At 72.2% G+C, this 12,116-nt stretch carries 13 protein-coding genes; all 13 read right to left on the reverse strand.

Annotated elements, in window-relative coordinates; translation table 11 throughout:
• Positions 1-59 precede the first annotated feature (59 nt).
• Positions 60-1,037 (reverse strand): hypothetical protein, encoded by a 978-nt coding sequence (locus BIU98_RS10240; protein ID WP_139200656.1) that lies wholly within the window; start codon positions 1,035-1,037, stop codon positions 60-62.
• On the reverse strand, positions 1,012-3,066 hold the full coding sequence (locus BIU98_RS10245) for a flagellar biosynthesis protein FlhA (RefSeq protein ID WP_071275553.1): 2,055 nt from the start codon (positions 3,064-3,066) through the stop codon (positions 1,012-1,014). The genes BIU98_RS10240 and BIU98_RS10245 overlap by 26 nt, the downstream gene beginning before the upstream one ends.
• A complete protein-coding gene (locus tag BIU98_RS10250) occupies positions 3,063-4,274 on the reverse strand; it encodes a flagellar biosynthesis protein FlhB (protein ID WP_071275555.1) in 1,212 nt (403 codons plus the stop codon). Before BIU98_RS10250 ends, BIU98_RS10245 begins: the two co-directional genes overlap by 4 nt.
• 3 nt (positions 4,275-4,277) lie before the next feature.
• Positions 4,278-5,054: a flagellar biosynthetic protein FliR gene (locus BIU98_RS10255; protein ID WP_071275557.1), complete on the reverse strand. Its 777-nt coding sequence runs from the start codon at positions 5,052-5,054 to the stop codon at positions 4,278-4,280.
• The gene (gene fliQ, locus BIU98_RS10260; RefSeq protein ID WP_071275559.1) at positions 5,054-5,329 is read right to left on the reverse strand and encodes a flagellar biosynthesis protein FliQ; all 276 of its coding nucleotides are present in this window, start codon (positions 5,327-5,329) and stop codon (positions 5,054-5,056) included. The genes BIU98_RS10255 and fliQ overlap by 1 nt, the downstream gene beginning before the upstream one ends.
• Positions 5,329-6,150, reverse strand: coding sequence for a flagellar type III secretion system pore protein FliP (gene fliP / locus BIU98_RS10265; protein ID WP_071275561.1), 822 nt, complete (start codon positions 6,148-6,150; stop codon positions 5,329-5,331). Before fliP ends, fliQ begins: the two co-directional genes overlap by 1 nt.
• Positions 6,147-6,725: a flagellar biosynthetic protein FliO gene (fliO, locus tag BIU98_RS10270; RefSeq protein WP_071275562.1), complete on the reverse strand. Its 579-nt coding sequence runs from the start codon at positions 6,723-6,725 to the stop codon at positions 6,147-6,149. Before fliO ends, fliP begins: the two co-directional genes overlap by 4 nt.
• Before the next feature lie 5 nt (positions 6,726-6,730).
• On the reverse strand, positions 6,731-7,444 hold the full coding sequence (gene fliN / locus BIU98_RS10275; RefSeq protein WP_071275563.1) for a flagellar motor switch protein FliN: 714 nt from the start codon (positions 7,442-7,444) through the stop codon (positions 6,731-6,733).
• Entirely contained in the window at positions 7,441-8,319 is an 879-nt protein-coding gene (locus tag BIU98_RS10280) for a flagellar motor switch protein FliM (protein WP_071275566.1), read from the reverse strand. Before BIU98_RS10280 ends, fliN begins: the two co-directional genes overlap by 4 nt.
• 67 nt (positions 8,320-8,386) lie before the next feature.
• Positions 8,387-9,421: a flagellar motor protein MotB gene (locus BIU98_RS10285; RefSeq protein WP_083393157.1), complete on the reverse strand. Its 1,035-nt coding sequence runs from the start codon at positions 9,419-9,421 to the stop codon at positions 8,387-8,389.
• Between the two features lie 2 nt (positions 9,422-9,423).
• Positions 9,424-10,239 (reverse strand): motility protein A, encoded by an 816-nt coding sequence (locus BIU98_RS10290; RefSeq protein WP_071275568.1) that lies wholly within the window; start codon positions 10,237-10,239, stop codon positions 9,424-9,426.
• 1 nt (position 10,240) lies between these two features.
• Complete coding sequence (locus tag BIU98_RS10295; protein WP_071275571.1) at positions 10,241-10,543, reverse strand: flagellar FlbD family protein; 303 nt, start codon at positions 10,541-10,543, stop codon at positions 10,241-10,243.
• A gap of 314 nt (positions 10,544-10,857) precedes the next feature.
• A complete protein-coding gene (locus BIU98_RS10300; RefSeq protein WP_071276443.1) occupies positions 10,858-12,099 on the reverse strand; it encodes a hypothetical protein in 1,242 nt (413 codons plus the stop codon).
• Between the last annotated feature and the right edge of the window lie 17 nt (positions 12,100-12,116).

The raw sequence follows: 12,116 nt of genomic DNA on the forward strand, positions 1-12,116 counted from the left end.
CCGCTCAGCCTAACCACGATGCCCGGTGTGGCTCGTCCGCGGCGCGGCGCGATCGGGGTTCAGCGCGGACGGACCGGCAGCCCGAGCTCGTGCACGCTGTCCGGCGTGGTGGTCTCCCGGGTGCCGACGGCGAGCACCCCGGCCACCGGCACGACCGCGGCGACGGCGTGCACCATGAGGAGCGAGTCCTCGTGCTTCCGCCCCGCGTCGACGACGACCCACACCTGGTCGGGCGCCAGGCCCTCGAGCGCCGCGTGGTCGTCCCACGCGACGGCACCGAGCAGCGCGTGGCCCGCGCGGACCCCGTCGGCCCGTGCGAGGATCCCGCCTCGGCGGTCGAGGGCGTCGGTCTCGCGGAGGTCGTGCCGCGCGGCGAACGCGGCGCGGGCGGCGTCGACGTCGGCGCTGCGTCCGACCAGCAGCACCAGGTCCCCGTCACCCGACAGGACGGGCGGCACCGGGGGCCGCCCCGCGGCCAGCGCACGCCGTCCGCGACGGGTGGTGAGGTCGTGGACGGGGGCCGAGCCTCCAGTCGGTCCGGCCTGGAGGCTCGGCGCGAGCTCCAGGGGCGGGCGCGACCCCGAGACGGGGTCGGTGGGGAACGGGAGCGCCTCCGGCGCTGCAACGGGGACGGGGCCGGTCGCCAGGACGGGGACCGGACCGGTCGGCGCTGCCGGGGCGATGCCGTCGGCGACGAAGCCGTCGAGCACGGACGCGAACACGTCGGCACGTGCCGACCGGGTACCGTCGCCGGTCGCGATGCGGGCCTCGGCCTCGTCGGCGTCGGCGAGGAGCGCGGCGATGCCGACCCGGGTGGCGGGTCCGTCGGCGATGGCGACGCGGACCGTCGGGACCTCGTCGGGGTCGAGCACCTCGACGGTGGCCTCGACGTGGGCGCGGCGGAAGAGCCCGCCGACACCGCCGCTGGTGACGCGCTCGGCGGCGATGATGCGCGCTCCGGCGCCGAACTCGGCTCGGACGGCGTCGCGGACGTCGTCGAGCGTCGCGCCGCTACGCTGCAATCGGGTCGGCGGCACGGACCACTCCCACGGTCTCGATGGTGGAGCCCGCCGCCGTTGCCTCCTGGTAGGAGAGCACGGGGAGGCCGTCGGACTGGGCGGCCACCATGCGGTGCACGGCCGGGCGGAGCTGCGGGGCGCAGACCAGCACGGCGGACAGCCCCTGCTCCTCGACGCTCCGGACGGCGTCACGCACGGAGCCGAGGACCTGCTCGATGCGGTGGGCGTCGAGGACGATCTGCGTGCCCTGCTCGGACGGCCGGAGCCCCTCGAGCATGGCCTGCTCGAGCAGCGGGTCGATCATGATCACGCGGAGGACTCCCTGGTCGAGGTGCCGGGCCGGCAGAGCCGGACCGAGTGCGGCGCGGGCGGCCTCGACGAGTCCTTCGGGGTCGGTGGACACCTTCGCGCGGAGGGTCAGCGCCTCGCAGATCCGGCCGAGGTCGTTGATCGGCACGCGCTCGACGAGCAGCCCCTGCAGCACGCGCTGGAGCTCGGCCATCGAGAGCATGCCGGGGACGAGTTCCTCGACGGCCGCGGGGTTGACCTGCTTGACGCCCTCGGCCAGGACCTTCACGTCCTCGCGGGTGAGCAGACGCGCGGCGTTGTCGCCGATGACGGCCTGCAGGTGGGTGACGAGCACGGACACGCGATCGATCACGGTCGCGCCGGTCATCTCCGCCGCGTGCCGGAGCTCGGCGGGGACCCACTTGCCGGCCAGGCCGAAGACGGGCTCGACGGTGGCGTCGCCCGGCAGGCCGTCGAGCTGGTCCCCGAGGGCCAGGACGCTCCGCGCGGGGGCGGTGCCGCGACCGGCCTCGACGCCGGCGATCCGGATGGCGTAGGTCGACGGCGGCAGCTCGATGCTGTCGCGGGTGCGGACTGGCGGCACGACGATGCCCATGTCCATCGCGATCTTGCGGCGGAGGGCCCGGACCCGGCCGAGCAGGTCGTCGGAGGCGCCGGAGACCATGTCGACCAGGTCGGGGGCGAGCTGGATCTCGAGGGCGTGCACGCGCATCTGCTCGACGAGGTCCTCGGTCGTGTCGCCGGAGGGTGCAGCAGCGGCGAGTGCCTGCTGCTCGGCCGCGGTGGCCTCGGCCTTGGCGGTGTTCTGCCCGATCCGCCAGCTGGTGAAGACCAGCGTCGCGCCGACGAGCAGGAACGGCATGATCGGCATGCCCGGGATGAACCCCATCGCGATCGCGGCCACGCCGGCGATCATGAGCGCGTTCCTGGACTGCCCGAGCTGCTTCGTCGCCGAGGCGCCCATCTCGCTCTCGGCACCGGAGCGGGTGACGATCATGCCCGTCGAGACGGCCATCAGGAGCGCGGGGATCTGGGTGACCAGGCCGTCGCCGATCGTCAGGATGCCGTACTTCGACAGCGCGTCCGTGACCGAGAGGCCGTTCTGCAGCATGCCGATGGCGATGCCACCGATGAGGTTGATGACGATGATGAGGATGCCGGCGATGGCGTCGCCCTTGACGAACTTCGACGCACCGTCCATCGCGCCGTAGAAGTCGGCCTCGGCGGACACCGACGCGCGGCGCTCCTTCGCCTCGGCGTCGGTGATGAGCCCGGCGTTCAGGTCGGCGTCGATGGCCATCTGCTTGCCGGGCATCGCGTCGAGGGTGAAGCGCGCCCCGACCTCGGCGACGCGCTCGGCGCCCTTCGTCACGACGACGAACTGGATGACGATGAGGATGAGGAAGATGACCGCGCCGATGATGATCGACCCGGAGACGGCGACGTGGCCGAACGCCTGGATGACGTCGCCGGCGAAGCCCTCGCCGAGCACCAGGCGGGTCGACGCGACGTTGAGCCCGAGGCGGAACAGCGTCGCGACGAGCAGCAGCGACGGGAACACCGAGAAGTCGAGCGGCTTCTTCACGAACAGCGTCGTGAGGAGGATCACCAGCGCCAGCAGGATGTTGCAGATGATGAGGAAGTCCAGCAGGAACGACGGCACCGGCAGGATCAGCAGCAGGATGATGCCGACGATGAGCACCGGGACGGCGAGCTTCGGCAGGTCCTTGAGCTTCATGCGGGGACTCCCTGGGTGGTGGACGCGGCGGGCGTCGGGTTCGTGGTGGGTCGAGGTGTGCGGAGCTTGCGGGGTCTGAGGTCCCCGGTGAGCGTCGCGGGGTCGAGCACGGTGGCGACCTCGTCGGGCGTGGTGGGCCGCGGCGGTGCGTGGGTGCCGGCCGCAGCGCCCCTGGCCTTGAGCGCCATCACGAAGGACAGCACCCGGGCGACGGGCGTGTAGAGGTCGACGGGCACCTCGTGGCCGAGCTCGCACGCGGCGTGCAGGGCACGGGTGAGCGGCACGTCGCGGACGATCGGCACCCGCGTCTCCTCGGCGCGGGCGCGGATGACGTCGGCGACCGGTCCGGCCCCCTTCGCCACGACCCGCGGCGCGGACTTGCCCGGCTCGTACTTCAGGGCGACGGCGTAGTGCGTCGGGTTCGTCATCACGACGTCCGCGTCGCCGACGGCCTGGATCATCCGGTTGCGGCTCATCGCGAGCTGGCGGGAGCGCCGCTGGCCCTTGACCTGCGGGTCGCCCTCGGCGGACTTGTTCTCGTCCTTGACCTCGCGCTTGGACATCATGGTGCGCTTGCGGTTGCGGCGGATGACGACGAACACGTCGAGCGCGGCGAGCACCAGGCCCGCGGCGATCGCGGCGCGGAGGAGCGTCCCCGCACCCTCGCCGGCGGCGCTGAGCACGGCCGCCAGTGGCAGCGACCCGCTCGTCATGAGCACGGGGACGAGTCCCTGCACGGCGAACCAGAGCACGAGCCCGACGACGGCCGTCTTCACGAGGGCCTTCACGCCGTTCCAGAGCGCCTGGGTGCCGAAGACCCGCTTGATGCCCTGCACGGGGTCGAAGTGCTCCGGCGTCGGGGCCAGGGAGCGGAAGTGCACGCCGCCCTGGGCGACGGCGGTCGCGGCCACGGCGACGAGCACGACGAGGAGCATCGGGCCGAGCGTCGCCGCCATCGAGCCCATCGCGTCCTCGAAGACGCCGCGCATGGTGCCGATCGACGGGTCGGCAATGACCGTGCGGACCGCGGCGAGCTGTTCCTGGCCGGCACCGGCGGCGCGGCCGATCGTCGCGGGGATCACCAGCGCCGCGGCGGCGATGCCGATCCACGCGCCGAGGTCCTGCGACCGGCCGAGCTGGCCCTTCTTGTGGACCTCCTTCATCCGCTTGGAGGTGGCCTTCTCGGACTTCTCACCGCTGTCGGACATGGGTCACCCCCTCCCGGTGATCGCCTGCACGGCGTCACCCGTCAGGCTGGACACGACGGACGGCAGCGCCATGAAGAGCGCCCCGGCGAAGATCACGGTCAGGCCGATCTTGATCGGGAAGCCCATCTGGAAGGCGTTGAGCGCGGGGGCGACACGGGTGAGCAGGCCGAGGCCGACGTCGGCGAGGAACAGCACGACGACGAGCGGGCCGGCGATCTGCAGCGTCGCGAGGAACATCTGCGACAGCGCCGCGACGAGGAGCCCGGCGACGCCGCCGAACGCCATCGTGCCGACGTGGCCGGTGCCGTCGACCAGGGGCACCGCGTCGAACGAGCGGACGATGCCGGCGACGATGAGCTGGTACCCGCCGGAGGCGAAGAGCAGCGCGAGCGCCGCCATCTGGAACAGGCGCGTGAACTGCGCACCGTTCACCTGGGACTGCGGGTCGTACGCCTGCGCGAGCGTGAAGCCGCCGAACAGGTCGATGAGCGCACCGGCGGACTGCACGGCGGAGAACACCAGGTAGACGAGGAACCCGAGGACGAGTCCCACGCCGAGCTGCGTCACGAGCGCGACGAGGAAGGGCCCGGTGTCGAGGGAGGTGTACCCGGCGGTGACACGCGGAGCGACCCCGACGGCGAGCCCGAGCGCCAGGATGAGCTTCGCCGTCGCGGGGAACGCCTTGTACGAGAACGGCGGCGCGACCATGAAGAACGCGATGAGCCGGACGCCGGCGAGCATGGTGCCCTCGAGCCCGTCGAGGTCGATCGCGAGCTCCATCAGGCGGCCCCGAGCAGCTTCGGGATCTGGTCGAACGCGAAGTGCGTGAAGCCGATCATCTCGGAGATCATCCAGTTGCCGCAGACGACCAGTGCGACGGCGACCGCGAGGGCCTTCGGCACGAACGACAGCGTCACCTCCTGGATCTGGGTGACGGACTGGAAGAGCGAGATCGCGAACCCGACGACGAGGGACGTGATGAGCACGGGCGCCGCGAGCTTGCCGGCGACGACGAGTGCCTGGAGGACGAGGTCGATGACCGCCTGCTGGTCCATCAGTGCACCACCTGGTAGCTCTCGATGAGCGACTTGATGATGAGTCCCCACCCGTCGACGAGCACGAACAGCAGCACCTTGAACGGCAGCGAGATCATCACCGGCGGGAGCATCATCATGCCCATCGACATCAGCGCCGCGGAGACGACGAGGTCGATCACCAGGAACGGGATGAAGATGACGAACCCGATGATGAACGCGCTGCGGAGCTCGGAGATGATGAACGCGGGGATGACGGTCGTCATCGGCACGTCGGCGAGCGTCTTCGGGTTGTCCAGCCCGGCGGCGCGGGTGATGAGCGCCACGTCCTCCTCGCGCGTCTGGTGCAGCATGAAGGTGCGGAGCGGCTTGGTGCCGATGTCGACGGCCTGCTGGAAGTCGAGGTGTCCGGCGAGGTAGGGCTGCAGGGCGTCGTCGTTGATGTGCCCGATGACCGGGGCCATCACGAACAGCGACAGGAACAGGGCCAGGCCGGCGATGACCTGGTTCGGCGGGATCGACTGCAGGCCGAGCGCGTTCCTGGTCATGGCGAGGACGACGAAGATCTTCGTGAACGACGTCATCATGAGCATGAGCGCCGGGGCGACGCTGAGCAGGGTGATGCCGATCAGGGTCACGACGGCGGACGAGGGCGCCCCGTCCGGGCCGTTCACGTTCACCGAGAAGCCGCCGCCGGTCGGGGCGGTGGGCGTCGCGGGGGCGGTCGGCTCGACGACGCCGGCCGCGTGGGCGCCGGTGGCGGTGAGCATCAGGAACCCGGCCACCACCGCCACGCCGAGGATCGCGAGCAGGACGAGCCTGGCACCGCGCGCCGCGGTCACCCGGCCCGCCGGGAGCGCAGCGCGGCGGCGGCCTGCCGCCAGGTGTCGGCGGACAGGAGCGAGCCCTGCAGCTGCGCGGACGTGGGGACGACGGTGCGCTGGGGGCGACGGTCGCGGTTGCGCGGACGCATCGGCAGCGGTTCTGCCGCCGGAGCGGACGGGAGGCTCGTGGCGGCCTGGTCCTGCAGCGCGAGTTCCTGACGGAACGCCTCCGCCGACGGGGTCGGTACGGGCGTCTGGGTCGGGGCCGCGACCGGGACCGCGCGCACGGGCAGCTGCACCGCTCCGGTCACGATGGTGAGCTCGGGCGCGGGCGCCTCGCCGCTCGTGAGCAGGCTCACGCCGTGCTCGGTGACGCCGAGGACGAGTCGCTCGCCCTCCACGTCGACGACGACCACGCTGGCCTTGCCGCCGATGCCGGTGCGGCCGACGACCTCGATCGCGGCGGACCGACGACCCCTGGCCTTCGCCCGGCCGAACTGCCCCTTCGCCGTGCGGCGGTGCAGCACCCACATGAGGGCGAGCACGACGCCGAGCGAGAGCGCGACGCGGAGGGTGATGACGAGGGTGTCCACGCGGGTCAGACCGTCTCGGCGACGTCAAGGATCTTGGTGATGCGGACGGCGTAGTCCTGGTCGACGACGACGACCTCGCCGTGCGCGATCAGGCGGCCGTTCAGCAGCACGTCGGCGGGCGCACCGGCGGAGCGGTCGAGCTCGACGACGGCGCCGGGCTCCATGCCGAGGACGTCACGGACGGACATCCGGGTGCGGCCGATCTCGACCGTCAAGGTCATCTCGACGTTGTTGATGCGGCCGAGGTTCCCGGCGGGGATGCCGAGCGCGGGCGCCTGGGTGGTGGCACCGAGGACGCCGTTCTCGCGGATGCGCACGGCGAACCAGCCGCCGGGCACACCACCGGCGGTGAGCTCGAACACGACTGTGTCGGCGTCGGCGAAGAGCGACGCGGCCGACTCGCGGCGGGCCTCGCCGAGGACGCCCACGCCGAGGACCGACGCCGCGGCCTCGAGCGACGGACGGAGCACATCCGTGACGTCGACCAGGCCGTGGTCGGTGCCGCCGGCGGCGGTGATGCCGTCGAGGTCGGTGAGGACCAGCGCGAGGTCCGCGGAGAGTCCACCGACGAACGAGGCGACCACGCCGTCGACCGCGGCCTGCATGCCGGCGGGGGTCGAGCCTCCCGGCAGGACCGCTGCGTGCAGCGGGACCGTCGTCGGGAGCTGACCGACGAGTGCCTCGGCGGCGCCGGTGTGGAGGGTGGTGGTGGCGCTCATGCGGGCTGCTCCGATGTGGTGGTGACGACGATGCCGGCGAGGCGCGAGCCGTTCGCGCCGACGGCCGCGGTGCCGACGGGCTCGCCGTCGACCGCGATGGTAAGGGGACGGTGCTGCGGGTGGGGCAGCGGCAGGACGTCGCCGACGGCGAGCCGCAGCACCTGCGACGGCAGCACGGTGGCTGGTGCGAAGTGCAGGGCGACGCCGACGGGGACGCTGGCGAGCTGCACGTCGAGGAGCGCTCGGGCGTCGGCGGGCGTCACGGTCGCCGCGGCCTCGCCGAGCTGCGGCAGGACGGCCTCGGCGGGCAGGGCCAGCGTGCCGGGGGCGACGCGCTCCCCCACGCGGATGTCGAACGAGGCGACGATCATCAGGTCGCCCTTTTGCGCGGCCTGGGCGAACTGGGAGTTGTACTGGAAGCCGCTGACGCCGATGTCCTGCGCGAGCAGGCCGCCGAACGAGTAGCGGAGGTCGTCGAGGGCGTCCTCGACGAGCTTGCGGACCAGGGCCTGCTCGATGGGCGTGAAGGTGCGGTCGGGGGTGGGCAGCGGGCGCGAGGCGCCGAGCGCGTGCGACACCCAGGTCAGGGCGGCGTCGAGCGGGACCTGCAGCACGCCCTTCGGCGCCGTGTCGACGATCGGCAGCAGGGCCATGCCGGTCAGCGCGGGCAGGGAGGCGGCGTACTCGTCGTACGTCATCATCTGGACCTGCTCGCACGTGACCTGGCTCACGACGCGGACCTTCGCGGTCAGCTGCGTGCCCCACTGCCGGGCGAACGTCTCGAAGGCGAGCTCGAGGACCCGGGCGTGCTCGCGGGCGAGCGTCGAGGGGCGCGCGAAGTCGTACACCTCGGGCGCGGGCAGGGTCTCGGTCACGGAGGCGTCTATCGGTCGCCTGCGTGTCCTCCGTCAGTGCTGTACCCCGTAGTGGGGCGGTGGGCGGTCAGTGCCCGGCATCGCTCCCGGTGCCGCCGTGGGTCTCGGCCGCCGCGGTGTCCTTCGTCCCCGTCGTCGTCTTCGTCGTGGCCGTGCCGCCGGTGCCGGCGGCGCTCGCGCCGTGGGCGTGGTCCTGCGCCGCGGCCAGTGCCGGCATCAGGGCGCTGACGTCCTGGTCCTGGTTCGACAGCACCACGATGTCGACCCGGCGGTTCAGGGCGAGGTCCGTGTCGGTGTCGCCCTTCGCCAGCGGACGGCTCGACCCGAACCCGACGCTCTGCACGTGGTCGCCCGGCATCCCGCCGCGCTCGACGAGGTCCCGCAGCACCCCGGTCGCCCGGGCGGAGCTGAGCTCCCAGTTCGTGGCGTACGGGGCGGTCGAGTTCCGCTGGTCGGCGTGGCCCTCGATGCTGACGTCGTGCCCGGCGGTCTTCAGCACCGGGGCGATGGCGTCCATGATCGTCTTCGCCTGGCCGGAGAGGTCCGCGCTGTTCGTGCCGAAGTACGTCTCGCTGCCGACCAGGCGGACGATGAGCCCGCGGGCGTCGACCGTGAACGTGACGTTGGCCGTCTGGCCGGCCTTCTGGAGGTTGCCCGTGATCGCCTTCTGGATGGCCTTGAGGTCGTCGAGCTCCTGCTCCGCCGCGGCGATGTCCTTCTTCGTGGCGGTGACGGGCACGACGGTGGACGCGGGGTCGACGTTCGTGTCCTTCGCCCCGGAGGCCGCCGTCGAGTGGTCCGCCTGCGCCTTGTCCGTGGAGTAGCCGGAGCCGTCCTCGACCTGGTCCTTCGTCACGACCGTGCCGCTCGCGGTGTCGACCTTCTGCGACTTCACCTCGCCGAAGCCCGTCGCGAGCGAGTTCTTCAGCGCGATGTACTTCTCCTGGTCGACCGTCGACATCGCGAAGAGCACCAGGAACATGCACATCAGCACGGTGATCATGTCCATGTAGGACGCCATCCACCGCTCGTCGGGGTGTTCGGCGTCGTCGTGACCGCCCTTCTTCCGACCACGGCCGCGGCCGCGGGGGTTCGCGCTCATCGTCAGGCCGCCAGCTGCTGGTCGTCGGCCGCGCCCTTGGCCGCCTTGCCCTTGCCGCCGGTGTCGTTGCGGGCGGCGGGCGGGACCATGGCCTTCAGGCGCTCCCCGAGCAGGCGCGGCTGGCTGCCGGCCTGCACCGCGAGCAGTCCCTCCATCAGGAGCGTCTGCCGGTCGGACTCGAGCTGCGCGAGCTTGCGGAGCTTGCCGCCGATCGGCAGCCACATGAAGTTGGCGGTGAGCAGGCCCCACAGCGTCGCCACGAAGGCGCTCGCGATGAGGGGGCCGAGCTCGTCCGGCTTGCCGAGGTTGGCGAGCACGTGGGTCAGCGACACGACGGTGCCGATGATGCCGACGGTCGGGGCGAACCCGCCGAGGCCCATGAAGAACGAGCTCGCGCTGCGCATCGGCGCGGCGTTCGACTCGATCTCGTCCTCGAGCAGGATCCGCAGCTCGTCGCCGTCCGTGCCGTCGGCGATGTTCTGCAGCGCCTTCTTCATGAACGGGTCGTCGTGCTTCTCGGCCTCCTGCTCGAGCGCCAGCAGACCGTTCGAACGGGCGACCTCGGCCAGGCCCACGACGTCCTCGATGACGGACGCCGGCGGGGTGACCTTGCCGGTGAAGGCCTTGGGCGCGGCCTTGAAGCTCGCGATGGCGTCCTTGAGCGTGGTGCTCGCGACCCCGGCGCCGATGGTGGCGCCGAACACGAGCAGGATCGGCGCGGGGAGGAACAGCCCGCCGAGCTCGACGTGCTCCATCTCGATCATGCCGAAGAGGGCGCCGAAGGCGAGGAGGATGCCGATGATCGTCGCGATGTCCACGTCAGCGACCCCCGTCCTGCGTCCGGGCCGCTGCGTGCAGGGCGGGCGCTGCGTGCAGGGCGGCGACGGGTGCGAGCGTCGGCTGCGGCCCGGTGAGGGTGCGCGGCTCGGTGCCGTAGGCCATGGTGACGATGCGGGCGCGGTACGCGGCGATCCGCTCGATGACCTCGGCCATGGACTCGCGGACGATGTACTTCGCGCCGTCGACCATGATGAGGGTCGTGTCCGGCGTCTCCTGGATGCGCTCCACGAGGTCGGGGTTGACAGCGAAGCCGCTGCCGTTGAGTCGTGTGACGACGATCATGGGGTCCGTCCCTGGGGTGTCTCACCTGCCACCGTCCGTGGGGCAGGTCGTCCGACCACCCGTCCGTGGGTGGTCAGTGCGCTCTATCGGCCGGTGCCGTGTCCCCGTTAGGGACGACACAGCCATCGAGGGAGCAGGAATGGTCGCCTCCGCCAGGGCGACCCGACGGTTCCTGCTCCCTCGATGGCGGACGGGAGGCTCCCCATCCGGCACGGCCGCCCCGCCGCTGGCGCGTCGGTGCGGAACCGGCGGACGTGGGCCCAGTGGCGGGGTCGCCACGAGCCTCCCGTCCGGTGCGGGTCACCTGACCAGCGTCAGCTGACCGCGATCTCGTTGGGGATGCCGGGCAGGCGGTCGCTGGAGGCGACCACCTCGCCGGAGGCGAGGTCCACCGCGTGCACGGTGCGCTCGGCGGGGTCGGTCACGTAGGCGGTGCCGTCGACGACCTTCAGCGCCGGGTGGGCGTCCTGCCACTCGGCCGGGCCCTCCCACGCGTCGATGACGTCGATGGTGCCGAGGGGCTTGCCGGTCTCCTCGTCGAAGCGGTGCAGGGCGCCGTCGGAGCCGAGGACGAGCGCCTCGTCGTCGAGCCCGCGGGCGAGGCCCCGGAACGTGAAGCCGACACCGTCGGGCAGGTCGGCGACGCGGTACTCGTCACGCGCGGCGTCGACGAGCGCGACCTGGTCGAGCAGGTAGCCCTCGCTGTCCGGGTCGTCGTTGTAGTCGCCCACGGCGATGCTCGACGTGTCGGTGGTGAACAGGTTGCCCGTGCGGCCGTACGTGGTCGGGGCGTCGATCTTGGTGAACGTGCCGTCCTGGTACACGAGCGCGCCGTCCGTGCAGCCGAAGACGGCGACGTCGCCGCTGACGGCCCCCTCGCCGTGCACGTCGGGGCAGACCTCGGAGCGGGCGGTCTCGGTGCCGTCGGCGTCGAGGGCGCGGACGCCGGAGCGGGACTCCTCGGTGCCGATGGTGGTCAGGAGCGTGCCGTCCTCGAGCTCGATCGCGACGCCGTGGTGGGCCGCCTCGGACTCGGTCGTGTCGACGTCCGGCAGCTCCCCGTCCGCGACGCTAGCGGCCAGGTCGGCGTGGTCGAAGGACGTCACGTCGCCGCTGCCGTCCGCGAAGAGCGCGGTGCGGTCGCCGTGCACGACCGCGTGCCCGCCGGTGTCGGCGGGGAAGGTGAGGTCGGTCAGGGTCGGTTCGCCGGTGGTGCCGGCGGCGGTGTCGAGCACGCGGAAGCCCTCCGGCACGGTGACGAGCACGTGGCGGTCGTCCCCGGCGGGGTTGACGCGGGTGAAGCCGTCGACCGGCTCGTCCCCGACGACGCGGAGGTCCTGGTCGAGGACGAGCAGGCCCCCGTCGTACGTCAGGGTGATGCGGGGGCCGGTGTCGGAGCGGTTGCCGGCGCCGCTGTCGGCGGTGGCCGATGCGCTGCCGGTCGCGGTTTCGCGGTCGGCGGTGCCGCTCGCGGCGGTGTCGCTCGCGCATCCGGTGAGGAGGAGGGCGGTCGCGCCGAGCAGGACTGCGGGCGCGAGGGTCGTTCGTCTGGTCATGGACAGCACTGTATTGA

This window comes from Curtobacterium sp. MMLR14_010 (genome assembly GCF_001865015.1).
Taxonomy (GTDB): domain Bacteria; phylum Actinomycetota; class Actinomycetes; order Actinomycetales; family Microbacteriaceae; genus Curtobacterium.